The organism is Methanosarcina sp. 1.H.T.1A.1 (assembly GCF_000979295.1).
In the GTDB taxonomy this organism is placed as follows: Archaea; Halobacteriota; Methanosarcinia; order Methanosarcinales; family Methanosarcinaceae; genus Methanosarcina.
Window position 1 is genome coordinate 1 of sequence record NZ_JJQY01000050.1, and the last position, 26592, is coordinate 26592.

The 26592-nt window shown below is 42.9% G+C and carries 24 protein-coding genes and 1 pseudogene; 6 read left to right on the forward strand and 19 right to left on the reverse strand.

What is annotated here, in order from left to right; all coding sequences use genetic code 11:
• The 6 genes from EO95_RS05155 to nifS form a co-directional block, all read right to left on the reverse strand.
• The coding region (locus tag EO95_RS05155; RefSeq protein WP_156163982.1) for a homoserine O-acetyltransferase at positions 1–1649 on the reverse strand (1649 nt) is incomplete at its 3' end.
• 6 nt (positions 1650–1655) lie between these two features.
• On the reverse strand, positions 1656–3035 hold the full coding sequence (locus EO95_RS05160; RefSeq protein WP_082105935.1) for an O-acetylhomoserine aminocarboxypropyltransferase/cysteine synthase family protein: 1380 nt from the start codon (positions 3033–3035) through the stop codon (positions 1656–1658).
• A gap of 1 nt (position 3036) precedes the next feature.
• Positions 3037–4404, reverse strand: coding sequence for an O-phospho-L-seryl-tRNA:Cys-tRNA synthase (pscS, locus tag EO95_RS05165; protein ID WP_048132795.1), 1368 nt, complete (start codon positions 4402–4404; stop codon positions 3037–3039).
• 311 nt (positions 4405–4715) lie between these two features.
• A complete protein-coding gene (nadA, locus tag EO95_RS05170) occupies positions 4716–5630 on the reverse strand; it encodes a quinolinate synthase NadA (protein ID WP_048132850.1) in 915 nt (304 codons plus the stop codon).
• 200 nt (positions 5631–5830) lie between these two features.
• Entirely contained in the window at positions 5831–6220 is a 390-nt protein-coding gene (nifU, locus tag EO95_RS05175) for a Fe-S cluster assembly scaffold protein NifU (RefSeq protein ID WP_048132797.1), read from the reverse strand.
• A 105-nt stretch (positions 6221–6325) separates the two neighbouring features.
• Entirely contained in the window at positions 6326–7483 is a 1158-nt protein-coding gene (gene nifS / locus EO95_RS05180; protein ID WP_048132852.1) for a cysteine desulfurase NifS, read from the reverse strand.
• A gap of 274 nt (positions 7484–7757) precedes the next feature.
• Here nifS and EO95_RS05185 point away from each other — a divergent pair, with 274 nt between their 5' ends.
• The 3 genes from EO95_RS05185 (at position 7758) to cysE (ending at position 10552) form a co-directional block, all read left to right on the forward strand.
• A complete protein-coding gene (locus EO95_RS05185; RefSeq protein ID WP_235282876.1) occupies positions 7758–8123 on the forward strand; it encodes a transcriptional regulator in 366 nt (121 codons plus the stop codon).
• A gap of 426 nt (positions 8124–8549) precedes the next feature.
• Positions 8550–9476: a cysteine synthase A gene (gene cysK / locus EO95_RS05190; protein WP_048132854.1), complete on the forward strand. Its 927-nt coding sequence runs from the start codon at positions 8550–8552 to the stop codon at positions 9474–9476.
• 101 nt (positions 9477–9577) lie between these two features.
• Entirely contained in the window at positions 9578–10552 is a 975-nt protein-coding gene (gene cysE, locus EO95_RS05195) for a serine O-acetyltransferase (protein WP_048132801.1), read from the forward strand.
• 221 nt (positions 10553–10773) lie between these two features.
• Here cysE and thiE read toward each other — a convergent pair whose 3' ends face one another.
• The 3 genes from thiE to EO95_RS05210 form a co-directional block, all read right to left on the reverse strand.
• Positions 10774–11472 (reverse strand): thiamine phosphate synthase, encoded by a 699-nt coding sequence (gene thiE, locus EO95_RS05200; RefSeq protein ID WP_052733511.1) that lies wholly within the window; start codon positions 11470–11472, stop codon positions 10774–10776.
• A 314-nt stretch (positions 11473–11786) separates the two neighbouring features.
• Positions 11787–12572 (reverse strand): hydroxyethylthiazole kinase, encoded by a 786-nt coding sequence (gene thiM / locus EO95_RS05205; protein ID WP_048132804.1) that lies wholly within the window; start codon positions 12570–12572, stop codon positions 11787–11789.
• 530 nt (positions 12573–13102) lie between these two features.
• On the reverse strand, positions 13103–14260 hold the full coding sequence (locus EO95_RS05210; RefSeq protein ID WP_082105938.1) for a PKD domain-containing protein: 1158 nt from the start codon (positions 14258–14260) through the stop codon (positions 13103–13105).
• A 263-nt stretch (positions 14261–14523) separates the two neighbouring features.
• Here EO95_RS05210 and EO95_RS17470 point away from each other — a divergent pair, with 263 nt between their 5' ends.
• The gene (locus EO95_RS17470; protein ID WP_156163983.1) at positions 14524–14685 is read left to right on the forward strand and encodes a hypothetical protein; all 162 of its coding nucleotides are present in this window, start codon (positions 14524–14526) and stop codon (positions 14683–14685) included.
• A gap of 31 nt (positions 14686–14716) precedes the next feature.
• On the opposite strand, the gene EO95_RS05215 is transcribed toward EO95_RS17470, so the two are convergent.
• From EO95_RS05215 to EO95_RS16980, 3 genes and pseudogenes are all read right to left on the reverse strand, one after another.
• Positions 14717–15940, reverse strand: coding sequence for a hypothetical protein (locus EO95_RS05215; protein ID WP_048132809.1), 1224 nt, complete (start codon positions 15938–15940; stop codon positions 14717–14719).
• Positions 15941–16527: 587 nt separating this feature from the next.
• Positions 16528–17691: an acyltransferase gene (locus EO95_RS05220; RefSeq protein ID WP_048132811.1), complete on the reverse strand. Its 1164-nt coding sequence runs from the start codon at positions 17689–17691 to the stop codon at positions 16528–16530.
• 91 nt (positions 17692–17782) lie between these two features.
• Positions 17783–17977: pseudogene (locus EO95_RS16980) on the reverse strand (CRISPR-associated endonuclease Cas1); the annotation flags it as partial.
• Positions 17978–18239: 262 nt separating this feature from the next.
• Here EO95_RS16980 and EO95_RS05225 point away from each other — a divergent pair.
• Positions 18240–18830: a nucleoside deaminase gene (locus EO95_RS05225; RefSeq protein WP_048132813.1), complete on the forward strand. Its 591-nt coding sequence runs from the start codon at positions 18240–18242 to the stop codon at positions 18828–18830.
• Positions 18831–18954: 124 nt separating this feature from the next.
• On the opposite strand, the gene EO95_RS05230 is transcribed toward EO95_RS05225, so the two are convergent.
• The 7 genes from EO95_RS05230 to EO95_RS05265 form a co-directional block, all read right to left on the reverse strand.
• Positions 18955–19524 carry a hypothetical protein gene (locus tag EO95_RS05230; RefSeq protein WP_052733512.1) on the reverse strand — a complete coding sequence of 190 codons (570 nt, stop codon included), beginning with the start codon at positions 19522–19524 and terminating at the stop codon, positions 18955–18957.
• A gap of 171 nt (positions 19525–19695) precedes the next feature.
• Entirely contained in the window at positions 19696–21069 is a 1374-nt protein-coding gene (locus tag EO95_RS05235) for a radical SAM/SPASM domain-containing protein (RefSeq protein WP_048132814.1), read from the reverse strand.
• A 4-nt stretch (positions 21070–21073) separates the two neighbouring features.
• Positions 21074–21400, reverse strand: coding sequence for an NHLP leader peptide family RiPP precursor (locus EO95_RS05240; protein ID WP_048132860.1), 327 nt, complete (start codon positions 21398–21400; stop codon positions 21074–21076).
• Between the two features lie 845 nt (positions 21401–22245).
• On the reverse strand, positions 22246–23241 hold the full coding sequence (locus EO95_RS05250; RefSeq protein WP_048132819.1) for a GNAT family N-acetyltransferase: 996 nt from the start codon (positions 23239–23241) through the stop codon (positions 22246–22248).
• Positions 23242–23264: 23 nt separating this feature from the next.
• Positions 23265–23756: a Fe-S-containing protein gene (locus tag EO95_RS05255; protein WP_048132822.1), complete on the reverse strand. Its 492-nt coding sequence runs from the start codon at positions 23754–23756 to the stop codon at positions 23265–23267.
• Between the two features lie 24 nt (positions 23757–23780).
• The gene (locus EO95_RS05260; RefSeq protein WP_327037145.1) at positions 23781–24560 is read right to left on the reverse strand and encodes an ABC transporter ATP-binding protein; all 780 of its coding nucleotides are present in this window, start codon (positions 24558–24560) and stop codon (positions 23781–23783) included.
• Positions 24553–25716 carry an ABC transporter permease gene (locus EO95_RS05265; RefSeq protein WP_048132824.1) on the reverse strand — a complete coding sequence of 388 codons (1164 nt, stop codon included), beginning with the start codon at positions 25714–25716 and terminating at the stop codon, positions 24553–24555. The genes EO95_RS05260 and EO95_RS05265 overlap by 8 nt, the downstream gene beginning before the upstream one ends.
• A 324-nt stretch (positions 25717–26040) precedes the next feature.
• Here EO95_RS05265 and EO95_RS05270 point away from each other — a divergent pair, with 324 nt between their 5' ends.
• Positions 26041–26400, forward strand: a complete 360-nt coding sequence (locus EO95_RS05270) for a BlaI/MecI/CopY family transcriptional regulator (RefSeq protein WP_048132826.1) — start codon at positions 26041–26043, stop codon at positions 26398–26400.
• Positions 26401–26592: the final 192 nt, after the last annotated feature.

Here is a 26592-nt window from a genome sequence, read left to right on the forward strand (position 1 = left end):
TCCGTCTCGTGGGCTCGGAGATGTGTATAAGAGACAGCTATTACGCGGTGCTCGGAATCTATGACCGGAAGTGCGGAAATTGAGTTATCTTCCATTATTGAGGACGCTTTCTCAATCCTTTCGTCTTCATATACATACCTGACATCCCGGGTGATAATTTCGTCCAGCTCATTGATTTTGCAGGCTACTGCTTTTGTAATGTCCCAGGAGGTGACGATGCCTTCAAGCTTTCCGTCCTCTGAAATGACTGGCAGGTGGCTTACACGTTCTTTTACCATGAGCCTTGATGCGTGCTCGATTGTTTCGTCTCGCGAGACCGAATAGAAATTCCGGTTCATAACGTCGCTTACGAGGATCTGCGAGAGGAAGCTCCTTATCAGGTAGTTCAGCTGTCCCTCTTCAAGCAGGAAAGCGTCGTGTCCGTATTGAGACCTGATTTCTTCGTACCTGGCATCAACTCCGTTTGCAGTAAGAGCCGAGACTATTTCCTGTGACTGGTAAGGGGGATAGAGCCAGTCCGAGGATATGGAAATTACAAGGTACTTTGCAGTAACTCCGGAAAAGCCCTCTATAAGGGAGCCGTTCCTTGAAAGGTCAAAGTAATCCACAGCTTTTGTAATGTACAGGTAGGAATTGGCATCAAAACGCTTCGTGAAATTATCTCCCTGGTAGTTCAGGTAGCTCTCAACCTGGAAGTTTGGGGCGAGATCATTTGAGGCGTCATTTGAGGCATCCGGGGAGAGTTCCGGGGAGAGTTTCGGGGAAAGTTCGGACAAATTCGTGTTTGTCGTGCCTGTCGTGCCCGCTGTGCCTGTCGTTCCCGCTGTACCGGTTATGCCTGCTGCATCCGCATCCTGCTGAAGCCTTCCGAACTTCTTCTGCATTGAAGCGTCGCTGAGGTATGTAATATGCCCGATCATGCGTGCAAGTGCGAGTCCCTGTGCAGGGATTTCTTTCCCGTAGTAGTTTCCCCCGTTCCATTTCGGGTCATCGGTTACGGCTTTCCTGCCGATTGCTCCGAAAGCAATTTGCTGCGGGGTTGTGGAGGCTGTGGTCGCTATTGCAATTGCTTTTTTTACCATATCGGGGTAGCTGACCGTCCACTGGAGCACCTGCATTCCGCCCATTGAGCCGCCCACAACCGCAAAAAGCTGTTTTACTCCGAGGTGCTCTACCAGTTTTTTCTGGGCCTTTACCATGTCTGCTATGGTAATTACGGGAAAGGAGATGCCGTAGTGTTTTCCGGTTTCAGGATCTATGGAAGAAGGGCCTGTAGAGCCCTTACAACCGCCCAGTATGTTTGAGCAGATGATGCAGTATTTTTCAGTGTCAAATGCTTTATTGGGGCCGATTACAATGTCCCACCAGCCGGGTTTTTTGTCGCCTGTATGGAACCCGGCAGCATGGGCATCTCCCGTAAGGGCGTGGCAGATCAGGATAACGTTGCTCTTATCGGCATTCGGCTTCCCGTACATTTCATACTCTATCCTGACGCCGGAAAGGGTTTTTCCGCTCTCAAGGCTGAAGGTTCCCGGGATTTTATAGTTCATTGAACGGACTATCCCGATGCTCTTGCCTTTTTTTTCCGAAAACAGTTTTTTAGATTTAGATTTGGATTTAGATTTCGAAGAACTCCCGGAAACTGCCATGCTCGCTCAAACCTCTGAAAGTGCCTGTTCGATGTCGAAAATCAGGTCTTTTTCGTCCTCGATTCCTACGGAAAGCCTGATGAAGTCTTCAGTTACTCCGCATGCCAGCTGTTCTTCTTTTGACAGCTGTTCATGGGTGGTTGAAGCCGGATGGATTACGAGGCTTTTGGCATCCCCGATATTTGCAAGGTGGGAAAAGACCTCAAGGCTTTCAATAAACGTTTTGCACTCCCCGATTCCGCCTTTAATCCCAAAGCCTACTATTGCGCCGGAACCTGACTTGAGGTATTTCTTTGCAAGCTCATGGCTCCTGTGAGACTCAAGGCCCGGATAGGAGACCCAGGAAACTTTCGGGTGGCCCTCCAGGAACTTTGCAACTGCAAGGGCGTTGTCGCAGTGTTTTTTCATTCTCAGGGGGAGAGTCTCAAGCCCCAGCGTGAACAGGAATGAGTTAAAAGGGGAAAGGCAGGCTCCGGTATCCCTCATGAACTGCACCCTTGCTTTTCCAATAAAAGCTGCCTTTCCGAAGGCTTCCTTATATTTCAGGCCGTGGTATCCGGGGTCGGGCTCGCAAATCTCAGGGAATTTCTCAGGGATCCAGTCAAAGTTTCCGGAGTCAATAATTACCCCACCTATCGAAGTCCCGTGCCCTCCTATGAATTTTGTTGCGGAACATACGACTATATCTGCTCCGTGTTCTATTGGCCTTAAGATCAGAGGAGAAACAGTATTGTCCACGACAAGGGGGATTCCTGCCGCATGGGCAATCTCTGCAAGTTTTTCAAGGTCAGCCACATCAAGTCCCGGGTTTCCTATTGATTCCACATACAGGGCTTTTGTGTTTTCGGAGATTGCATTTTTAAATTCCTCGGGGCTGCTTGAGTCTACGAATTTTACGGTCCTTCCGAGTTTGGGGAAAGTATAATTGAAGAGCTCGTAGGTCCCTCCATAGAGCTTGTCCCCTGAAACGATCTCGTCTCCGGGTTTTGTAAAGGTGAGAAGAGCCGTTGTAATTGCAGCCATCCCTGAGGCTGTTGCAAGGGCGCCTATGCCTCCTTCGAGGGCAGCGATTCTTTTCTCAAAGACATCGGTTGTGGGGTTCATCAGGCGCGTATAAATATTGCCTGCTTTTCTAAGCCCGAAAAGGTCGGCTGCTTCTTCAGTGTCTTTGAACACATACGCTGCTGTCTGATAAATCGGAACTGACCTTGCTCCTGTAGCCGGATCAGGTGTTGTTCCTGCATGCACGGCAAGGGTAGAAACTCCCAGATTTTCAAACCTCTTTTTTTTCAGGCTTTCCTTATTTTCCTTACTTCCCGTATTTTCCTTATTTCCCGTATTTTCCTTACTTGCTTTTTCATTCCGGTTTCCTTTTTCGTCCGTCATCTCATCTAACCTCCAGACCGTATTTCTCTGCTATCTCGACCAGGGAATCTCCCAGGTACTTTACTCTGTCCCGGGAAAGCCCGTACGTGCTCAGCTTCCAGGCTCTTGTTGCTCCGGGGAATAAGCCGACAATTCCTCTTTTTGAAAGTTCGTCGCTCAGGTAATAGCCCCTTTTCGGATGGCTTTTCGCAACCGTATCAAAACTGTCAGTAGTATCGATTTTGGAAAGGGCATGTTTTCGGGGGTATTCGGACAATACCTTGCTGCCGGAAATCGAAAGGAGCCTGTCCATCAGGTAGTTGGATTTGTCCACTTCTTCATCCCAGTGTTTTACCCGTTCCTTTACAGCCGGAAAAGACGCCATCATTGAGAACAGAGTCCCTCCCATCAGGGTGCAGCCGAGCATTTCAACTTCTTTTATGCCAAACTTGCGTTCAGTAAGGTCCCCTTTCATCTGAGTTGTCCTGAAGACGACAGGAGCCCACTCCTCGGTTGTTGCAAGGACCCCGGACGGTGCAGCAGAAGCCATGCTCTTATGGCCTGACCCTATTACAAAATCAGCTCCCAGATCTTTTCCGTCAACAGGCATTACCCCTACGGTATAGGCTCCGTTGTAGAGAAGCGGAATATCGTACTGGTGTGAGACCTTTGAGATTTCCTTTATCTCATGCTCGTTTGCCAGCTGATAGTCAAAATGGTCCATCATCACGATTTTAGGGGTTTTTCCGGTTTCTCTGATGATTGCTTCGATTTTTTCTGCGGTTGCTTCGGCTGTAATTATATTCTTTTCATTCAGGGGTACTTCCTTTACAATGCCGCCTGCGTTTTCCACAGAAAGAAACTCGGTATAATGAGAAAGGGAAGAGACAAGGGCAATATCTCCTTTTTCGAGTAAAGAAGATGCAACTGCCTGAAACCCTCTTCTTGCTCCCGGGACAACCCTGGCTTCATCCATATTGAGAAAATCTGCAAGTTCGGAATGGAAATCCGCAATTCCAGGCTTTGTGATCTTATCGAGCCTGAAAGGTTTTTTGCATGAATCACAGGTAGAATAGCCGTCTCCATAAGCTATAAGCGCCTTTCTAGCGTCAACGGTCAGCTTTCCGGCTGCCTGTATAGGCTGGATGTTTATGAAGGATTCTTCTCTGTCCCTGACCGGAAGATTTCCTGCAAGCCTGAAAACTTCGGGCTTTCCTGTCCCGCTTTCAAGCTCATTTATTACTTTTTTGAGAGCCGAGATCTTTTTCTGAAATTCCTGTTCTTCGGTTTCATTCAGACCCGTGGGTAAAGTCCCTCTGAAAATCTCCCTTATATCTTCAAGGGTAAACAAGGCTTCAAACGTCTTCTGTACCCTTATATCCTGCACCATTTTCTCTTCTACCTCTTTTTCAGCTGTTATTCAAAGTCAGAAGTGAGAATCGAACTCACGTATCTCCGGGTTGCAGCCGGAGGCATAACCACTCTGCCATTCTGACATACATTTGCTTTTTACGCATCATCACAATTGTGAAGATATAATCACAATTGTGATGCAAGTATAAATAATTTACCGTCAATATGAAAAAATGAACCGGGAAAAAATATGATACGGGACAGATCCTTTAGGAAAAATAGTTCAGGAAAAAAGTCAGGGAAAGGAAACTGCAGTCCTTTCTAACCCTGCAATCCTTTCTTTTAGATTCAATTTCCCCGGATCTCAAGCATCCTGTCCAGCGCTTTTTTTGCTTTTACTCTTATATGCTCCGGAACATGGACTTCGTATTCCATATTCTGGAGACTGTTGAGAATAGACTCGAGGGTGATTTTTTTCATATTATAGCAAAAAGCCTTCTCCGAAGCAGGATAGAATTTTTTATCCGGGTATTTTCGGTTCAGGTTTTTAACAATTTCCTTTTCAGTTCCTATTATGAATTCCGTCGAATCTGATTTTTCCGCCTCTTTTATAATCCCTGAGGTACTGAGAATGTGGTCAGCAAGGTTAAGGACCTCAGGCCTGCACTCGGGGTGTGCAAGAAATTCTGCACCAGGGTGCATTTTTTTTAATTCTTTTATCTCCTCATCCCCGATGTTCTCGTGAACATGGCAGAATCCGGGCCAGAGATGTATCTTTTTCTCGGTATGAAGAGCTACAAATGCGCCAAGGTTTTTGTCCGGGACAAAAATAATCTCCCTGTTTTCTACTGAATTTACCACATTTATTGCATTTGCAGATGTGCAGCAGATATCGGATTCGGCTTTTACTGCGGCTGAACTGTTTACATAGCATACAACAGCTGCTTCCGGATGTTTTTCTTTTTCTTCCCGGAGGGCCTTTACAGTGACCATATCCGCCATCGGGCAACCCGCATCCGGAACAGGCAAAAGGACTAACTTTTCAGGGGAAAGAATTGATGCTGATTCTGCCATGAAATGGACGCCTGCAAAAACTATAACCTCAGCTTTTGAATTCACTGCTTCCCTGCAGAGGGAAAGGGAATCCCCAACAAAATCTGCAACTTCCCGCACTTCCCTGCGGGTGTAAAAGTGGGCAAGGATTATGGCATTCCTTTCCTTTTTGAGTTTTTTTATTTCCTCTGCAATTAACTGATCTTCCATAATAATTCCATTTTCCATAGTAATTCCGTTTTCAAAGTGATTTCATTTTCAAAGTGATTTCATTTTCAAAGTGATTTCATTTTCAAATTAATTCCGTTTTCAAATTAATTCCGTTTTCAAATTAATTCCGTTTTCAAATTAATTCCGTTTTCAAATTAATTCCGTTTTCAAAGCAACTTAAATTTCAAACATGCTGCGGTTCATTCTGTCCACGGCTCAAGTCCTTTATTCTTGAGATAATCGTTAATTGCCTCATGAATCGCCTCTTCTGCAAGCATTGAACAGTGCATTTTTATCGGAGGGAGCCCGTCAAGGGCCTCTGCAACTGCTTTGTTTGAAAGTTTCCAGGCTTCTTTCAGGGTCTTTCCTTTGATAAGTTCGGTTGCCATACTGCTTGATGCAATTGCAGCCCCGCATCCAAAGGTCTGGAACTTCACATCCGCAATCCGGTCATCTTCGACTTTAAGGAAGATCTTCATTATGTCTCCACACTTTGCGTTCCCCACCTCTCCTACTCCGTCGCAGTTCTCAATGCTTCCCATGTTTCTGGGGTTTGAAAAATGGTCCATCACTTTAGCGCTGTAATCCATGATTTGTCCTCAAACATTAGTTTTCAATTTTCAAATTATTCCAAAGTCAGGTTCTTTTTACCCAAATTATCCTGCAGTTTTTCCTCACCAGTCTGCAGGTGCCTCTCAAAGAGTCCTGTACTCCTGAGGGGTCAATGGCGACATATTTCTGAGTCTCTGCACTATCTCAGGCAGGACCTCAAGCACCCTGTCCACATCTTCCCGGGTATTCATCCTTCCAGGGCTCAACCTCAGAGAACCGTGAACTATCTCGTGCGGAACTCCGCAGGCTGTAAGCACATGCGAGGGTTCAAGAGATGTAGAGTTGCATGCACTTCCCGTGGATGCAAAAATTCCTTTAGCATTTAACAGAAGCAGGAGGGATTCACCTTCTATGTATTCAAACGTGACATTTACGTTGGTTGTAAGCCGCTCTGTGGGATGGCCGTTGAGGTGGGTTTTCGGGAGTTTCAGAAGCCCTTTAATCAGGCGCTCTCTCATTTCCAGCAGGGTTTTATTCGTTTCTTCAATCTCGCCTGCTGCAAGCTCTATAGCCTTTCCAAGGCCCACGATGGCAGGGACATTCTCGGTTCCCGCCCTGCGTTTTCTTTCCTGAGCTCCGCCGTGGAGAAGAGGTTCTATTGTTGTTCCTTTTCGTATGTAGAGGGCTCCACAACCCTTTGGCCCTTCGAACTTGTGCCCTGAAAGGGATAGGAGGTCAATATTCATTTTTTTGACATCTATAGGGACATGGCCTATTGCCTGGACCGCATCTGTGTGGAAATATATCCTGTTCTCTCTTGCGATTTTTCCGATTTCTTCTACAGGCTGAATTGTCCCTATCTCATTGTTCGCAAGCATTATGGAAATGAGTATTGTGTCGGCTCTGATCGCATTTTTCAGCTCCTCAGGGGACACTCTTCCATATTTATCCACCGGCAGGTACGTTACCTCAAATCCCTGCCCTTCCAGCCAGATACAGGTGTGAAGGATTGCATGGTGTTCAATAGAAGAAGTGATTATGTGATTTCCTTTATTCCTGTTTGCAAAGGCTATCCCCTTTAATGCCCAGTTATCGGATTCGGTGCCTCCGGATGTGAAATATATCTCATTTTCTTCAGCCCCGATGGCATCGGCGACCTTTTTTCTTGCTTTTTCTATCGCACGTTTTGAGATTTTTCCCGGATCATAGATAGAAGAAGGATTTCCGAAGTTTTCTGTCAGGTAGGGAAGCATCTCCTCAACAACTTCTTTTCTTGCAGGAGTTGTAGCAGAGTTATCCATGTAAATGGTCCTGTTTTCAACTGTCACATTTGCACCTTTACAATTGTGAGTGATGATAACTGATGATAACAATTGTGAATAAACATAACAATTGTGACTATTTAAGTTTTATCCTGGAAAATTTCCCTGATAGAACCGATGAAACAGCTGAAATTCAGCAGTCCCCTTGAGAATATTGCTTCGTAGGTAAATCTTATTATTATTTTTAACACTGAAAATAAATATATATGTATATCAGATATATTCGTTCTCAATTGTAAAACCTAAAGAAGTGATGATAATCATGGAAACTCCGTGTCAGAAGATTGTGTGGGATCTGGTCCCCGCAATAAGGGCCAGTCTTGCAATCGAACTTGTAAATAGAGGACAGTCACAGGCAGCTTCTGCAAAGCTACTGGGGATTGCTCCGTCGGCAGTTTCCCAGTATATTTCGGGAAAAAGAGGATACAGAATCGAGTTCCAGGGCGAGACGAAAGAATTGATTGAAAAACTTGCTCAGGACTTAATCGACAATAAAGTCGAAGACTTTGTACCAAGGATCTGCAAGATATGTACAAGTGCAAGAGGAATTGAGAGCGACTGCAGTAGCACCTGTGTTGCGGAAGAACCGGCAGTTAAAAAGAAGAAAGCTAAAAAGTGAACTGAAAACAAAAAGTGAACTGAAAGAAATGACATATTCTGATTTTTAATAAGTTCACTTTAAATCAGTCTATTTTATCAGTCTATTTTAAAACTTTTATCTCATTCTGGCATCCACCTTACTGACTCTTCTATATTCATCTTCTATATTCATCTTCTATATTCATCTTCTATATTCATCTTCTATATTCATCTTCTATAATCACGCCTATGATGTCTTTTTAGACTCTTAGTTTTTCCTTTGCAGTTCATTACAGTACGCTGTCTGCTCGATAACTTTATATTTAAGACCACACGTAGTTCACAATTGTGAATTTCCCTGCATACTCCTTATTACAGCGTATGATTGAGGGTCCAATTCAAGCCGGTGTGAACTATGGAGAACGGCAAATTTCAGGAAAAAAACTGCAGCAAAAAGGCGGATAATATGGAGCGAATATACTCAGACATAACCCGGACAATCGGTAACACGCCGCTTGTTCGGTTAAATCACATTACTAAAGGTCTTCATGCGGATGTGGTGGTAAAAGTGGAGTCCTTTAACCCGATGGGAAGTGTAAAGGACAGAATCGGATTGGCAATGATCGAAGAAGCCGAACGTGAGGGGAAAATCAAAGAGGGTACCACCATTGTTGAAGCTACAAGCGGCAACACCGGCATTGCTCTTGCAGGTGTATGCGCTGCCCGCGGCTATAAGCTCATCCTTGTTATGCCTGAGACAATGACTGTAGAACGAAGAAAACTGCTGAAGGCCCTGGGAGCAGAGCTTGTCCTGACCCCCGGGCCCGAAGGGATGAAAGGGGCGGTCAACAAAGCAGAACAGATGGCTGCAGAAGATCCTGCTCTTTACTATATACCCCAGCAATTCCAGAACCCTGCAAATCCTGAAGTCCACCGCAGGACAACTGCCGAGGAAATATGGCGAGATACGGACGGAAAAGCGGATGTGATTGTAGCAGGTGTGGGAACAGGAGGGACAATCACAGGGATTGCCAGTGTTCTCAAAAAAAGGAACCCTGCTTTCAAGGCGGTTGCAGTCGAACCTGCCGAATCTCCCGTGCTAAGCGGCGGAAAGCCGGGCCCGCACAGGATCCAGGGAATAGGGGCAGGTTTCATTCCGGATGTACTCCGGCTTGACCTTGTCGATGAAATAGTCAGGGTAACTGCAGATGATGCCATTGCCACAGCGAGAAGGCTGGCTAAGGAAGAAGGCATCCTTGCAGGGATATCTTCAGGGGCAGCTGTATACGCAGCCCTGCAGGTAGCATCCAGGAAGGAAATGAGCGGGAAAATGATTGTTGTTATCCTGCCGGACACAGGGGAGCGTTATCTGAGCACCGATTTATTTGACTGATCCATTTGACAATTTTGATTGATCTTTTTGATTGATCTTTTTGATTGATCTTTTTGACAATTTTAACTAATTTATTTGACAATTAATGCTGGAAGATTTCAATGGGAATCCGGGAAGATATCAGAGAAGATATCAGGACAGTTTTTGAAAAAGACCCGGCCGCAAGGTCCAGGCTTGAGGTACTCTGCTGCTATCCGGGGCTGCACGCTATCTGGATGCATCGGGTAGCGCACTCTCTCTGGAACAAACACTTCTATTTCCTTGCCCGGTTGACATCTCATATCTCAAGAGCGCTCACAGGCATTGAGATCCATCCCGGAGCAAAGCTCGGGAAGCGGGTATTCATTGACCACGGGTCCGGAGTTGTAATCGGAGAAACTGCTGAAGTAGGTGATGACGTTCTCATATACATGGGAGTTGTGCTGGGAGGGACAGCCCTGGAAAGGACAAAACGCCATCCTACTGTTGAAAATGAGGTGGTTCTGGGTTCAGGTTCAATCGTGCTCGGGCCAATTACTATTGGAAAAGGTGCTAAAGTAGGCGCGGGTTCGGTTGTGATCCGGTCAGTCCCAGCCGAAGCTACCGTGGTGGGCGTTCCTGCCAGGATTGCAGGGCCGCAATCCTCCGGGCTCGTGGGGCAGCTGAATCACGATAAGTTGTCGGACCCCGTGCTTACTGTGGTAAGCCAGATGCTTGACCGGTTAAGCAGGTTAGAAGAACGGTTTCAAACTCATGGGGAATCTTCACCCATATCCGCGCCCATATCCGCAATAACCTCGCAAAAAACCGTGCTCAACGAAGATGAGCAAATTTATTCCCTGCTAAAAGACGTGATCGACCCTGAGGTTGGAATAGATATCGTCAACCTTGGCCTGGTCAAGGAAGTTATCGTGGAGGGAACAAGTGTGAACGTAAACCTTGTATTGACAACGAGTGCCTGTCCCATGATCGAATACCTTAAGGACCAGGTCAGGCGAAAAGTTCTGAGCGTCAACGGGATAGAAAAGGTTACTGTCAATATCCTTGACGAGCCCTGGAAATGGGGGCAGGTCAACAGAAAGGCATTCCAAAGATAAGTGCAACAGTACGCTGCTCTTTTCGCTTCGCTCAAGAGGGCTAATTTATAGGCTATAGTAGGGGCTTCGCTCGCTCAAGCAGACAAATTTATGGGTTATATTGGTGAGCTTCACTTACGTGGACTGAATTACAACGCGAAAAAAAGAGAAAAGCCAGAATGTAAAAGTGACATCAAAAGACTTTGATCAAGACAGAATTAAGTCCTGCCTGAAAAATGCACTTATACTTTTCTGTTTTTCATTTTTTGAATTATATCTATGAAATATTCGGTTTCCCTTTTCACATCGTCGCTGCAAACTACTGCGGAAATTGCAACAAGGCTGTCAGCTCCATTTTCAACTACAATTTTGCAGTTTTCTTTATTTATTCCCCCAATAGCAGCTACCGGGATTTTTATCGCATTTTTAACTTCTCTTATTCTGGCAGGACCAATTCCCTTTCCTGCATCTTTTTTAGTGGAAGTATCGAATATGGATCCCAGGCCTAAATAATCAGCGCTACTTTTTTCTGCTTCGATTGCTTCCTCAACGTTGTGGACAGTAAGGCCGATTATCTTATCTGCGCCCAGAAGTTTTCTTGCGGTTTCAATTTGCATGTCGTCCTGGCCTATGTGAACTCCATCCGCATCAACTGCCAGAGCAACGTCAATTCTGTCATTTACAAGAAAGATTGCTCTCTCACCGCATATTCTTTTGATTTCGGATGCTTCGTTGACCATTTCTTTTGTACTCTTGTTTTTCTCCCGGTACTGAACAATCTTGCAGCCTGCTTCAACTGCTTCCTTTACATCGGATAAAGTCCCTTTCTTTGAGAGTCCGGAGTCTGTTACAAGGTAAAAGTCGATCTCTTTTAAAAGAGAGGTTTTCTGGTTGAAAGGTGTCTGATTGAAATTTGTTTGAGTGGAATTTTCCTGGTCCATAATGCTTCAACCCATTCAGCATACGTGTTTTAAAAATAATTAGAATCCAGCTGGTTATAATAATTATAATAATAATAAGGTAGCCAGCTCGTAAATTGTTGATATTGTGATAATCGGTTTTTCTGTGCCTGATATTTAGAGATTCATTTCTTCAAAGGCGGCGGCCCGGTCGCCTGGGCGCGGGAAGGAAATGATTGGAAGATGCCATTCGGGATGGCATGGCAAGGTGCACTAGCAAGGGTGCACTGGCAGAGCACCCCGGAATAGTATCCAGGCAGATTAAGCAAACCGCGTGGAAGTCCCTTTTTCCTGATTCATTTTTCTTCGACTTTCATCATGTCCTTTACTTTCTCATCTGACAGGTTGAACACTTCGTCATACAGGTGAACCTTAAAACTTCCGGGCCCGCTTGACTTTTCAGCTGCAAGTTCTCCTGCAACTCCAAAGTAGCATAAAGCATCTTTGGCGGCATCACAATAATCCGGATTGACTGACGCAAATGAGCCGATTATAGATGCAGCCATGCAGCCGGTCCCGACAATTGACCCCATTAGCTCATGCCCGTTCTTCACAATAAATGTCTTATTTCCGTCACTTATTATGTCTTCTTTTCCTGTCATTACTACGATGCAGGATTCTGCTTTTGCGAATGCTTTTGCAACTTTTTCGGGATCGGCATTAATTGCGGTTGCTTCTACACCTTTTGTTTCAGCTTTTTCGCCTGCCAGTTTTGCAATTTCTGAGTAATTGCCTTTGATGATGTCAATGTGGACCGAACCAAGGAGTTTTGCAGCCATTTCATCCCTGAATTTCGTAGCTCCAACGCCGACTGCATCAAGTACCACCGGGATTTTCTTTTCGTTTGCAGCGGCAGCGGAGAGCAGCATGGAATCTATGATTTCGGATGTCAGGGTTCCGATATTGAGCACAAGAGCCGACGAGATCTTTGTCATGTCGGCACATTCTTCAGGAGCATGCGCCATTACAGGGAGCGCACCAAAAGCTCTTGTCATATTTGCGCAGTCGTAAATAGTTACCCAGTTCGTGATGTGATGAATCAGGGGTTTTGTTTCCCTTATTGTTTTTAGTGGGTCCTTCATCAGTATTCCTCAATAGACGTTTTAATTTTACGTGGCTTATAGGTATATAATAATTAGCAAGATCTGCGTGTAGTGAATGGGCAGGACTCTTAGTTAAGCATTAAAGGTTCTTAATAAGCATCAGTAGTATAAGCACTAAGTAGCACTGAGACTTGCAGTTAAACCTGCAGGACTCGTAATAAAGCATTAAAGATTCATAGTTAAAAATGCTCCTGATTTTTGATCCTTTCCGTGTATAAAAACCCTGTCCCGTAAATTGTGATGTTTCTTGCTTTTGTCATGTCATCATACGGAGAACAGCCAAATATGATTTATGCGCTCATACTTCAGCAAAAATTGACATTGAAATTCTGTTTTTCTTAATTTTGCGGCAAAAATCTTTGCTAATTCGCGGTTCATTTTTCTAAAACACTGGCAGAAGGATAGAAAAAAGGACAGATATTAAAAATGGATTAATGGGGTAAACCTGCCCATCTGTCAGGAAATTCAGGCATCCCCACTATGCTACTGTGACTGCTTCCTTACCACTTCTAACACTGTAATTCTTTTTTTACACGTATTGTAGCTAACTTTGAATCCGTACCGTTTGCATTGCTTACTGTCAGACAGACGGTATAGTTTCCTGCTGATAAATAAGTATGAACCGGGTCCTGTTCGTTTGAAATATCTCCATCCCCGAAGTCCCAGTACCATGCATCCGGTGTTCCTGTACCGGTGTCGGTAAAAGAGACGTTCAAAGGTGCATTTCCTGAGCTAACATTGCCGGTGAAATTTGCGACGAGATTATTCGATGTATTTGAGAGATCATACAGATAAATATCTCTTCCTTCACAAAATTCCGGATTATTGCGACAATCTGCATATACTATTTTATCGCCATAGACAGACGGGCTGAATGCAAGGTTACTGGTAGTTATGCGGGTTGTCCTTGCAGCAGATATCTCATACATGTAGATGTCTTTATTACCCCCACTATAGGGATCGCCTACCGTATATACAATCCAGTTACCGTAGATTGCAGGCTGATATGCACTTACGTTACTGGTAACCTGAGTCGTTTTGTTGGAAGCAATGTCATACATATATACGTTGCCTGATTCCGTCCAGACTACGATATTTCCGTAGATATCGAGTTCGGATTCGGGCATTGAGCTGTTTGTAGTTGTTATTTTGCCTGTTTGTTGAGTGGATATATTATATAAGTAGATATCATAAGCATTGCTGCTATTCTCCTGCGACCACACTACTTTTTTACCGTATATGGCAGGAAAACTGTAAACTGCGGCGATCTTCGTTTCATTGTGAGTATTGAGATCGTAAAGATAAATCCCATCATTTTGGTGATCCTCACCATAATAATAGTTATTAGTATAGACTATGTAGTTCCCGTAAATATCAGGAATACGCCTTCCGGATGCTATAAGGGTTTCATTGCCTGTAGAAATATCATACATATAGACAGTTTCACTATCCGAGGTCCATACCACCTTATCTCCATATGCATTAAGATTACTTCCTGCCGAATTCCCTGTAATATCTGTCAGGTTTCCGGTAGTTAGATCGTAAGCATGTACATCATTCCCGGCACACTCTGTCCAAAAAACATAGTTGCCATAGATTGATGTTCTCAGTGTTAACCTCTCATCCTGTGTGAGCTTATTTTCCGTTCCAGCCGATGCAATTGTCACCAGTGCAACAGAAATTAAAAAAATTACAAATATCGCTAGAGTTTTATTTTTCATATCCAACCCCCACATGTGCCATTGAAAAAAATCTAACAGATTTCTGATTTAGCTTTGCAGCACATATTATTTATTTAGCTCTTATAAAATATATGCATAATCCTTAGATTGATAAATTATCTGTTATTAAAAGCTAAAACCGGGAAAAGTAGAGTGGTTTTACCAGAACTTCTGCTCAATGAAACAGGAAAAAAGAAAAAGCGAAAGAGTTGAGAGTAAGCAGAGACAGGAGAGTCAGCAAAGACAGGAGAGTCGGCAAAGACAGGAGAGTCGGCAAAGATAGAAGAGTCAGCAGAGAGAGTAACCTGCCGACCCCCGGTGAAAGAACCCAAACCGGACTGCTGGTAACAGTAAACCGGAACCACTGGTAACACTTAGAGCTTATCTGGTGACAGTAAGAGCTTATACGGTACTGGTATCGTTCGCCTCTAACTGGTAAAAGTGGTACTCGTATGGTTGCCAGGTATCTTCGATGGTTCCATCAGTAACGTTCACGGTTCTGTTCTCCCATAAGACATCATACGTCCCATCTGGCACGCCGGAAATTGTTGCATTATTTGCCGTGCCGTTTGCTTCAGTAAAATCAAGCATACTTGATGATGCAACTAACTTTCTATCGTCTGCATCAGTAAATATGTAAGCTGTAACTGCATCGATTGTGCCGCCCGGATCTGATGTTATATTTGTCCTGCCGCTGGTTACGTTTGTTGTCAGGAGTGTCCTGTTGTCGTTCATAATCCAGGGCCAGACCTGTTCATATTTCGGCTTAAAGCTGACCCATCCGGCATAGTTTGGAGTATCTTCTGCGTATTTGTAAGCATATGAGAAAACACCCTGCGCCCCGCCCAAAATTCCCATCACGATCTGACTTTCATGACGCGCCGCCACTTTTTGCTCAGAATCCAGGTCCGGGTCCAGATCATTCACCTCAAGAGCCTGACCGAATGCTTCTGTTGTTACATATATTGTTTTTCCTGCATTTTTCCAGTCAGGGGCATTGGCAATAAGATTCCCATATACCCAGGCGTGCGGGCGTTCTGGATGAAATTTTGTGTAGGTGGTGAAATAACAGGCATCCAGCCCCGGAATAAATTCCTCATCGTCAGGCCCGGTCTGCATATCCCCTAAATAATCGCCGGCAACAGCATCGGGGAAGTATTTCTTCATACCCGTGCGCATGGCGATAAGCGTTGAAGGGTCTCCTTCCTCGTCAGGGAAATATACCCCATAGAAATCATCATCAGTAACCCCCAGATCCCTGACTTCTTTCCAGAAGCTTTCAGACTCCATCTGCGGGCCGCCAGTAGCTACCAGATATTTCGAAATCCCCAGCTCTTTGCCTCTATTTACGTTGTCAACAAACTGCTGCGGAGTTATAGAAGTGCTCCATCCGAGGTGGACAAGCGTAGCGTTATCCGTTAAAAACTGAGTGCCTGTCTCCCATCCCATCATCCCGTATGCCGGAACCATACCGCGCGGATACGGAAATTCATTATTTGCCGCCGAGTCATTATCCGAAGCATTTTGCTCGCTAGATACCTGTGCAGCAGATGAGCCGATAATTAAAAAACAAGCCAGGACTGCTGAAGTCAAAAATGTTAAGGATAAATTCTCCTTATTTTTCATTTATTTCAATCCCCCATTTTCCCTTTTGTTTGTGTATGTCAGTTATCCAGTGATTATTATAAAATTGGATGATATTTATAATTGCAGGTGTATGCGAGATTGAAAAACATCAAATTCTCATTCATGCACACGTTTTTTATTATGAAAACTAAATCTTTGGGTCATTCACTAATACGTGATTAATGTTTTCATAACGTTCTCTCCAACATGGCTTTTGCTTGCGTTTATGTGCTCGTACAGCAGGATGACCACAGTAGCGCCAAAAATACGGAAAAAAGAGCAGAAACTGGATTTCGATTAATTTGGAATAATAGCAATCGACGAAGGTGTTTGTGGGTTTGAACTCCACTCCTCGCATTAAATCCTGGGGATATAGGTATCTCTAAAAAACGCAACGCTGTTTGCAAAGATAATGCACAATCTTTATTTTTCAAAAGTTTCCCTGCCCAAAACATACTATAGCTATAATACAGGTTTAATAAAAAATGCGAATTTTTGTATAGATATGTAGTAAATTCGCATAACTTATTTTTTCAAAAGTTATAGTATATCACAATACTTTTCAGATAGGCTCTTAGTATCAGCTTTTATTTTTTAATTCCTATTATTATTTCACTGTAAGGCAAATAAGATATCAAATAAACACTAAAATAACTTAATAAAAGTGATGATATAAACAAAACTGGATAGAATATCAAATGGTTAAAATCTACGCCAAATTGTGGAAATATTAATGTCACAATTATTGCAATATATAAAGCATGGATTAAATAGATTCCAAAAGAGTATCTGCCAATAAGTAAAATCGTTTTTGAATAGTTTGAATATTTATTTTTAATGATTGAAAAAGTTAAGATAAAAAGTATTGAAAAAATAAATGGATAATATATTGATGCGAGAAGATAAGGAACTAGAAAATAAGATTGGGGAATACTGTAATAACTTCCATATTTAATCATTCCATTAATCCAGAAAGCAGAAATCACTCCTGTAAGGAGTATTATTGTTGGAAGAATCCATTTTTTAGCTTTAGATATTTGAGCTATCACATATTCATAATTTTGACATACATATATTCCAAATATAAAATAAAAGATATGAGAAAAAAATACACGATTTAAAATGATATAAACGATTTCATTAAAATAAGTTATAGAGTTGAAGTAAGTACTTGAATCAAAATAATCTATGGCAGTGCCTTTAATTATTATCCATACTTGTTGTGTAATTAACACCAAAAAGATGAAATAAAATATTTTCCCGTTATTCGCAAACTTTTCATATGTTTTCATAATATAAGGGTAGAAAATATAAAATTGGATTATTAATGCAAAATACCATAAATGAGAATAACTACTTGCCGTAAGGAAATTAAATATTATTGTCATTATCGAAGGGATTTTTAAATTGCCATTTATTGCAGAAAGTGATATATTATATAATATATATATTGTTGAAAAAATAATATATGGAGGAAGTATTGATTTAGCTCTTTTTTGTAAAAATAATTTTTGTGAAAATTGACCTTTATATTTGATGGAAAGAGCAAAACCAGATATAAATATGAATAATGGAACAGCAAAGTGTGAAAATACATCTATTATTACATTTATTATTAATAACAGATTTACATTTGGTATTTGTGTGAAGTTCGCAGAAGTATGAATCGCGACTACGGCTAATATGGCAAATCCTCTTAAATAATCAATTTCTTCAATTCTCTTTGTTTGTCGAATAGAGAGATCTTCCATATTTATATTAAAAAGTAATATAATATATATAGATTACGCAATTTTTATTATCGATTATCATTTTATCCTCAACTTCAAATACCACTTATAGCTATTCTTTCCATAGCTTCACTTCAATCAGGCTGATAACCGCTAGGTCCACAAGAAACCTGAAAGGCTCCTGAAGGTCATAGGCTAAGCTGTTTTTACTTGGTGTCATCTCGTGCAAAAAGCCTACATGAGCATCCAGAACTACAGTATTTATGGCTCTCAAACACTCAGCTTCAAGCAGAGAATAACCATAATTTCACACTTCACTATTTTTGCCGTTCCAGACAAGTTTGACTTCTATTTTTTTCCTCAAATAAAAGGAAATGGTTTAACCATGAAAATCGAAGTTATGTAAATTTATTATTCACCAGTCAAATACAAAAGTTTATAATGATCAGCAAGAATTTACTTTAAAGTTGTTAATTTTATTTGTATGATAAAAAGTATTAAATTAATCAATTTCAAATGTCTTAATGATGCCGAAAAGAATACTAGCGTGATTTGAAAAGGGGGATCCTATGAAACACTTCATTACAAAAGACACGCCTGTTACGGAAGAGGCACTTAATGTCCTCGCTCATTTGCCCACGAAAAGTCTTCCTGCGATAGTTGAAGATGAATTCTTCTTTAAACTGAGCGACCACAATATTATGCGTATAGCAGTTTTACTTGCTCAAAAAAGCTATGATGAAGGCGGCTGTCCTATCGGCGGCGTCATCATCGATAACAATACGCACCGGATTGTCGGCAAAGGGCATAATACGCTTGTGCAGGACAACGACCCTTATAACCACGGTGAAACTTCTGCCATACGCGATGCGGGACGGCAGGACTTCAGCAATACCACAATTTTCACAACGCTCAGCCCCTGCGACGTTTGCGCCACATTGATATACATGCGCCAGTTCGACCGCGTGGTCGTTGGCGATGTTACGAACGCCTCGGGCAATGAACAGATGCTGCGCGAGAAGGGCGTCAAAGTCGATATCCTTGAAGACCCTGTGGGAATAGCATTGTATGCGAAATATCGGGCTGAAAAACCGGAGCTTGACATGGAAGATTGGAAAGGCCTGGCTGCCGTTCGCAAGTCCCGAAAAGACCAGGCTTAATAAAGAAGCTTATCTCAAAAACTAATCAAACCCTCTCAATTATTTACCCTTTCCAGAACATGAGCGTTAAGAGTAAACAGTTTCTCCGACCTGGCGTTCTGCTTCATACAACCCCATTATTCCTTTACTTTATTGCACGAAGCAAAAAACTTGATCCCATAACCGGCATCACAACCAGCCAGTAAAGTAAATAAATTGCTATGAGACCGCCACTAAAAGACGCTTCTTGTGGGTGCCTTGATGAAATTTCCCAGACTGCAAAGAAAAGGGAAAATATAGAAATAATACTCGCTGTAGATGAAACTGCAAGATATGCTTTCATCGAGTATGGATGCCCATGCAAAGATAAAAAGACCAGTAGCGAGAATGGGGACAATAACGCTAGAAGTGTTATCACGAGGGGTGTTACGAGGTACCTGTAGCCACTAAGAAGTTCTCCACCACTAACTTCCCAAAAACTTACAATAACCAGTAAAAATAGCGAAATACAAAACGGGACTGCCAGATACCATCCGGGTAGTTCTTTTCTTGCTTCTAATAAGAAAAGCACAGAACCGAAAAGAGAGATAGTGCTCATAAATTCTACAATGACAGCTTCATCGGAACCAGGCAATAAGTGGAACAGGTTGGTTATAATTGCGATCACAGCCATAAAGATAACAGACATCAATGCCATCGCAATTTTGATCCTCATTAAATCGCCCCTATGAAATATAGATTGCCAGCTCAAAGTGTTTACTGGAATATACCTTTTTGAGGGGATTTATTAAAAAAGCCAATATGAAAAAAAATATACGATAAATCAGATAACCTAACACTTTTGTATCAAAGATGAGGTTCCTGACTATAGCCGTTTTTCTGCCAATCAGCAAGACTTATTGATAGCTGCTCTCATAGCCTTCAAATTGGAAAACCTGGTTCGAACGTAATGTTCCAGACCATATTTCCATTCTTTGCATTCGGGTCGGCCTTTGTTAATGAACATAGCCTGGTTGGCGCAGCCTCCCATGCAGATGGGCAGCATCTTGCATTCTACGCAGTCGGGATACTCGAAAGGCTCCCAGGTCAGCCACTGGATCTCGCGGTTTTCCTTATCCTTTTTTTGCCGTGCCAGGTCGCCGATTTTTCCGATGCTTGCGGACTTGTTGCCTATTTCTGTCCAGCACTTGTACATGTCCCCGTCGGGGTCAAGCACAAAAGCATTCGTCCGATTGGCGTCGCAGGCACGGGCAAATCTTGGGTAAAAGGACTCTCTGCCTGCATCGAATCCCATCTGGTTTAAGTTTTTATAAAAATTCTGGTTTATTATAGAGAATTCTTCTGTCAATATGCAGGAACTCTCATACGACTTGCATCCCGCTGTATAAGGTATAACATGGCCCAGGTAAATGAATATGTCACTCAGGTTGTTATCCTTTAACACATCCAGAAGGCTGCTTATATTCTCGATGTTGGAGCGGTCAGTGTTTACGCGGATATATGTCTCGATATCGTTTGCCTTCAGAAGTTTGATTCCTTCAAGAATCCGGTCGAATGTCGGGCCGTTGCTCCCTTTAAGCATTCTACGGCTGTTATGCACTTCGCGAGGCCCGTCCAGGGTAATATGAATAAACTTAATTCTGCTCTTCTTAAGGTTCTGAACGGTTTCAGGATCTTCTGAAATTAGATAGCCGTTAGTGATCATGCCAGCAGAATATCCGACTTTATTCTCTTCTGTAATGGCAATTATTTTCTGAGATAAATCAAAAATAGTTTCTTTTGCCAGAAGTGGCTCTCCGCCATACCAGGTTACAAATACATCTTTTCCAGTCTTTACTATTTTTCCGATGTAGTTAAGCAAATCCTCTTTTACCTCGTCTGGCATGAAAACATTTTGACCCTCATTCTTGCCCTGGCTTTTGTCCAGTTGTTCGTAACAATAGGCGCAGGCAAAATTGCAGGCTAAAGTGGGGGCAATAACCAGTCTGACTATCTCGCTGTCATACTTATCGCTGTTATAGGCAAATTTGACCGTTCTCAGCTCATCAGCAGCGTCGTCAACGACGAATCCTCCCTTTCGTAGCTCATCAGCAAACTGCTTTTTGTCTTCTGGCAAGAGAGCGTAATCAAACTGAGAAACGTTCAATAAATCTATTCGGATCTTGCTCACTTCAGCTAGTGCTGTAGTAAGACTGTTAAAAATCATTACCTTTTCAGGGTCATCGGTTGACCAGACAAAATTATAGATGGACGGTTTCATAGTTTTAACGTATATTTAACCTGTTACCTATACTGCTTTTACACTCGCAGAACCCGCAGCCTCCTACACCATCGCATCCGACGCATCCCCCATTCATTTGAGTCAATTTTTGGGGCAATACCAGGTAGATAACATCAGCAGATTCCTCTAAGACTTTAACTTTCACATCTGCCTGAGTCTTCAGGCCCAGTTGTCCGACTGCTTGCTCCGGATCGTCCAATAATGCTTGCTTGAACTCCGGGTTCAACTCTGCTTTAGAGATAATGTGTTGCTTGAACTCCTCGCGGGACAGTGTGTCTGTCGTTTTGATTTCCTTTTTAAGTTTTTTCATTATTTTTACCTCCTCTCAAATATCAAAAAATGATTCTATTTTTTCAACTGTTTATTAACAAGCTTAAGAATCATAAAAAATAATTTCAAATTATACTCTGGAAGTGGATCTATAATCAAATTTTCCAAAAGAATCTTCAAGGACAATATCAGTGACAGTAACTTGAAATTATATTTTTCATAATTCCTGAGCAAACATTTCAACTTTATTAATAATAAATAATCATCCATAGTATAAATATGTGACTACAGATATAATTATCAATTATAATATACATAAAATAATTTCTGTTTTTTGTTTAATCTTATAAAGGAATTGATATTCAAAAATAAGCTCGTTAAGACTCTTATTTACTGGCTTTTCAAAATCAAGTATTAAAAATAGACTGGTAGACTAGCAGAAAAATATTGTGAGACAATATAAATTATGAAAAAATGAAAATTATGAAAAAATGAAAATTATGAAAAAATGAAAATTATGAGACACTGTCAATTTACAATAGACAACCTGGCTATTATGGATACTGGAGATTATAATTGACTTTATAGTATCCTTAACGGCAGTATACCAAAAGTTCTGTAAATCAGGAATGACTCCATACCCATTTTTTCTTCAACAATTAAAAGGACACAGAGCCAATCAGAATATACTGAACTTTATCTATACCGTCCTTCCTGCCACGCACAGAGTATGGCCAGCAAACCAGAAACGATTCTTACATCCGGAGCACATGTTTACAGGCTCGCTGTTTATCACATTAACGGAAATGTTTACTTCTTTTTTGATCTTGCATCCACGATTTCACATCCGCTATAGGAATAGGACTGCAAGTCCGGTTTTCCGGATCAAGTCGCTATTTTGTGTAAAGCTTTCAGGGCTGAATACTTTTTATTCTCCAGAGTTACGCTGTAGTAAGGCACCAGTTTGGGAGAAAAGCCCAGGATATAATCCGCAAATCTGGGAACGTTTCCTGCCATAACATTCATGTATTCAAAATTTCTGGCCTTCAGGTCAAGAAACTCCTTATAATAGAGCAGGGCATTGGACCCCCTCAGGCTAAAAGCCGGGTCCCGGGCAGAAGACCAGGCAATCGTGCCTTTTTTCCCGTAAAGGGTCAGATGTGCTGCAACCGCTTCTCCTTCAGGAGTTTCGGAAACAAGCATGTAGCCAATATTTTTTTCCCGAATCAGATTGAATACTTTTTCGAAAAACTTCCTGGGAAGCGGAGGTTTCAGGTGCTGTCTCTCATATACTTTGGAAAGCAGCCCATAATAGGTTTCAAGATCATTCCATACCCTTGTCCTGAGTCCCGCCTCAGATGCGGATTTAAGGTCCTTCCGGATCGTCCTTGAAACGTTATTCTCGACCTCTTCATTCAGGTCCAGGTGATGGGTATAGTGGACCTTTGAGTCCCATCCGTTCCAGGTGAATGGCCTTATATCCTCAATCCCGGGAGAGAATTTCAGGTGAATACTATCAAAGCCCTGCCTGCAAAGGAATTCCCGGAGGGCGTTAAAGATCTCATGGGTCTCCTGCACTCTTTTGCTTGCTTTGGAGCCGGAGCTCTCCTTTAGAAGGGGACCGCAATAGTCAGTCATATTGCTTATCGAAGATGCCACCTTCAGGACCCCTTTGAGGTTCTTAACAAAAAGGGGGCAGCCTCCCACAAGCTCCTCGTCTCTGAAACAACCATAAATCCTGAGATCTCTTGAAAGGACGTCCCTGTAGATTTCCACCCAGTCACTGGTATGAAAGGGGGTGCCGGGCTGGACCTCTTCCACAAGCAAATCCCATTCTCTGTATTCGGATGGCACCAATTCTCTAACTTCAATTTCGTTCATGTTAAGCCCCGTGCAAATAGCTGTTAGTTCGGTTCAATAGTTTTCTCGTGAGCAGCCACCACATCCCCGAGTTTCATCACAATGTTTCCGTCTGAAACCGTGTAAGGGATGCTTTCCTTCGGATATGCCACACAGCCTCCTTCAATGCCGTTTCCTGTTGCTGCATCAAAGACCGTGCCGCAGGAATCGCAAACAAGGGTGCCCTGATCAAGGGTAAATCCTATTGAATTGCAAGGAGGGCATACATTGGACCTTACAAAGACCTCATCATTAAACCTGTATGCCATGACTGCAATTTCCCCGCTGTCGGTGTTCACCTTAAAGTGAACATTCGTATCCTCTTCTACAGAACTGGCAGGAATGGATATCTGGTCTCCACTGGCCTGAGTGGTAATCCAGGTCGCCTTTACCGGGCTTGCATCAGCTGTACCTTTTGACCCTATTTCCGTGCATCCGGCTGCCACCAGAGACACCACTACTGCTAACAAAACCGTAAGTATTAATTTTCCATTCATGTTTTTTACTCCGATATAGTTTTTTTACACCGCAACATTTCCGTCTTTTAAGTATACTATGCGATCAGAATACGCTGCAAGCTCTTTGTTATGAGTGACCATTATGACAGTTACCTCTCCTGCCAGCGATTTTAGTAGAGAGATTATCATAGAACCGGTGTTTGCATCAAGAGCTCCTGTGGGCTCGTCTGCAAGCAGGATTTTCGGTTTCATGACAACAGCCCTGGCAATTGCAACCCTCTGCTGTTCTCCCCCGCTCAGTTCTACCGGTTTGTGGTGCATCCTGTGAGCCAGCCCGACTCTCTCAAGAGCGCTGGCAACTGCGCCGTCATCTTTGTCACCCGCAAACACCAGCGGCAGGGCAACATTTTCATAGGCTGTGAGGGAGGGAATAAGGTGGAACTGCTGGAACACAAACCCAACAGTCCTGCGCCTGAACTCGACAAGTTCTTTCTGGGATTTTTTTGTGATATCGATATCTTTGATGAGGATGCTTCCACCAGTTGGTCTGTCCAGCATCCCGATAATGTTCATTAAAGTGGTTTTTCCGGAACCCGACTGGCCCATAATGGACACGAATTCCCCGTCTTTGATTTCCAGATTAATCCCGTGCAGGACTTCGACCTCATTGTGGCCAAGCCTGTATTTTTTTGTCACATCTTTGACCTGAATCAGGTTTGTACTCAGGTCCTCAGGATTAGCCGGCATTTCCGGATTAACGGAAAATTCAGGCTTTTCAGACACAGGGTTCTCAAGCACAGGACTGTCAGACACAGGACTGTTAGATACGGGATTATCAGACACTTCTCAACACCTCCGCCGGGTCAATTCCAAGCGCTCTTTTTGCAGGGATAACCGAAGCCACCATTCCGGTAAGTATACAGATTCCGGCAACCAGCGGCAGGATTTCCCACATTGGCGAAGGCGACACCGAGACCAGCATAGGAGCAGCAATGGACGAGGCTACCGTACCTATGGCAAATCCAATACCGCCACCGATTATTCCGATAATCGCTCCTTCAAAGAAAAGCATGGACACTACCTGAGCATTACTTGCACCGACCGCTCGCATAATACCGATCTCCTTCAGCTTTTCATTCACAGATGCAAGCATGGTGGAAGCAACTGTCAATGTGCTCACCAGCAGGGTAATTATTGAGACCGCCATTGCGGAAGACTGAGTATGCTCGACAACTGCCATTTCGGTATCTACAATCTGGCTCATTGACCGCGCTTCCAGTCCGGGGAACACTCCTTCTATCTGCCTGCTCATTTCTTCAACAGGGCAGTCGTTACAGAGTGCCCTTACCTCTAAACTGCTGACCTTCCCCTCTTTAGAAAGCAGGTACTGGGATGCTGCAAGCGGAAGAATCACATATCCATCTTCATTGCCGCCCGTGCTTTCTATTACCCCGGCAACAACGGCATCAATTGAAAGATTGCCCTGGCTAAGGGTTATCGGGGATCCTTCTTTCAGCCCCAGGGGGCCGGCTATATCCGAACCTACCATTACTTCGGTTTTCTCAGGGGTTTCTGCAGTTATCCAGTGCCCCTGGACTTCCCACCAGGACTTGAGGTTTTTCTCCTTCTCGGGGTCTACCCCCATTATAACGACAGAAGAATTGCCAAGTTCTGCGACCCCATACAATCTTGGAGCTACAACTGCCAGGTTGGAGTTATTTTTAATAGTATAAATTTTGGGAATTTCCGATTCTTCAATATAGTTCTCTCCCATAGACAGAGAACCAATAGACGTTGAACCCGCAACAAGAGGTATGGTTGTTACCTCAGGTCTGACAATGATGTTTGCACCGAACTTATTCGATTCTTCATAAAGACCCTCGGTTGCTGCGGAAAATGTGGTGACTACAGCTACTATTGCTGCAGCAGCTATTACCACACTCAGCACTGCAAATCCGAGTTTTGTCTTCCTGCGGGATATGTCTTTTAAGACTAACATATGTAAACGCATTTGTAATCCTCAATACCTGTTGCCGATTTACTTTTCAGCGGTTTACTTTTCAACAGTTTACCTTCAATTCTCACGTTGGATAATTACGTTGAATAATTACGTTGGATAATTACGTTGGATAATTACGTTGGATAATTACGTTGAATCAAATTTACTATACACTTGATGTAAAGGTATGACTTTACGTTGAGTGTAAACCTACTTTAACTTTACGCTGGATGTAAACTACCTGTGCAAAAAAGCCCTGAATAAAAACCAGTTATCCTCAAGCTCATCACAAAGCTTATATTTGTTTACAGCAGTCGTAAAGCCATGGTTAAATTAGACCGAATAAATCTTTCCAATGAGGGTTTGACCAAATTTTTCAGTCCCATTGAAGCCCAGATCATGGAGGTTTTGTGGACAAATCAGGAGTCAACAACGCCGGATATTACCGAAAAAACAGGTATTCCTTTATCCAGCGTGGCAGGGACCCTGGACAGGCTTGTAAAAGCCGGTTATGCAAAAAGAGCGGTGGATAAGAGCGGGAACAGGGTAAGGTATCTGTATTCTGCAACAGAGTCTATGGACAATACCGCAAATACCATCACAAAAAAAGTGCTGGACAGCCTTGTAGATACCTTCGGCAAGGTGGCTATTGAAAATTTCCATACTTATCACGGTAAAAAGTGAATTCAGAAGTGGATTAAAAATGAGTTGAGAAGTGAATTCAGAAGTGAATTCAGAAGTGAGAGTCCTTGAGAAGCAGGTTCTAAGAATACAAGTTTTTGGGCGGAGGATATGTTCTCCATAACGCAAGAAATTGACTGTTATATAACTGTCTCTTATACACATCTGACGCTGCCGACGAATAGAGAGGTGTAG

Excerpts from the sequence above, each read along its gene's own strand:
- pscS (WP_048132795.1), bottom strand. The coding sequence starts at position 4,404 with ATGGTGCAGGATATAAGGGTACAGAAGACGTTTGAAGCCTTGTTTACC.
- EO95_RS05270 (WP_048132826.1), top strand. The coding sequence starts at position 26,041 with ATGGTTAAATTAGACCGAATAAATCTTTCCAATGAGGGTTTGACCAAA.
- EO95_RS05215 (WP_048132809.1), bottom strand. The coding sequence starts at position 15,940 with ATGAAAAATAAGGAGAATTTATCCTTAACATTTTTGACTTCAGCAGTC.
- EO95_RS05230 (WP_052733512.1), bottom strand. The coding sequence starts at position 19,524 with ATGAGGATCAAAATTGCGATGGCATTGATGTCTGTTATCTTTATGGCT.
- EO95_RS05240 (WP_048132860.1), bottom strand. The coding sequence starts at position 21,400 with ATGAAAAAACTTAAAAAGGAAATCAAAACGACAGACACACTGTCCCGC.
- EO95_RS05250 (WP_048132819.1), bottom strand. The coding sequence starts at position 23,241 with ATGAACGAAATTGAAGTTAGAGAATTGGTGCCATCCGAATACAGAGAA.
- EO95_RS05225 (WP_048132813.1), top strand. The coding sequence starts at position 18,240 with ATGAAACACTTCATTACAAAAGACACGCCTGTTACGGAAGAGGCACTT.
- EO95_RS05265 (WP_048132824.1), bottom strand. The coding sequence starts at position 25,716 with ATGTTAGTCTTAAAAGACATATCCCGCAGGAAGACAAAACTCGGATTT.
- EO95_RS05185 (WP_235282876.1), top strand. The coding sequence starts at position 7,758 with ATGATAATCATGGAAACTCCGTGTCAGAAGATTGTGTGGGATCTGGTC.
- EO95_RS05220 (WP_048132811.1), bottom strand. The coding sequence starts at position 17,691 with ATGGAAGATCTCTCTATTCGACAAACAAAGAGAATTGAAGAAATTGAT.
- EO95_RS05255 (WP_048132822.1), bottom strand. The coding sequence starts at position 23,756 with ATGAATGGAAAATTAATACTTACGGTTTTGTTAGCAGTAGTGGTGTCT.
- EO95_RS05235 (WP_048132814.1), bottom strand. The coding sequence starts at position 21,069 with ATGAAACCGTCCATCTATAATTTTGTCTGGTCAACCGATGACCCTGAA.
- EO95_RS05160 (WP_082105935.1), bottom strand. The coding sequence starts at position 3,035 with ATGACGGACGAAAAAGGAAACCGGAATGAAAAAGCAAGTAAGGAAAAT.
- thiM (WP_048132804.1), bottom strand. The coding sequence starts at position 12,572 with ATGAAGGACCCACTAAAAACAATAAGGGAAACAAAACCCCTGATTCAT.
- nifU (WP_048132797.1), bottom strand. The coding sequence starts at position 6,220 with ATGGATTACAGCGCTAAAGTGATGGACCATTTTTCAAACCCCAGAAAC.
- cysE (WP_048132801.1), top strand. The coding sequence starts at position 9,578 with ATGGGAATCCGGGAAGATATCAGAGAAGATATCAGGACAGTTTTTGAA.
- thiE (WP_052733511.1), bottom strand. The coding sequence starts at position 11,472 with ATGGACCAGGAAAATTCCACTCAAACAAATTTCAATCAGACACCTTTC.
- cysK (WP_048132854.1), top strand. The coding sequence starts at position 8,550 with ATGGAGCGAATATACTCAGACATAACCCGGACAATCGGTAACACGCCG.
- nifS (WP_048132852.1), bottom strand. The coding sequence starts at position 7,483 with ATGGATAACTCTGCTACAACTCCTGCAAGAAAAGAAGTTGTTGAGGAG.
- nadA (WP_048132850.1), bottom strand. The coding sequence starts at position 5,630 with ATGGAAGATCAGTTAATTGCAGAGGAAATAAAAAAACTCAAAAAGGAA.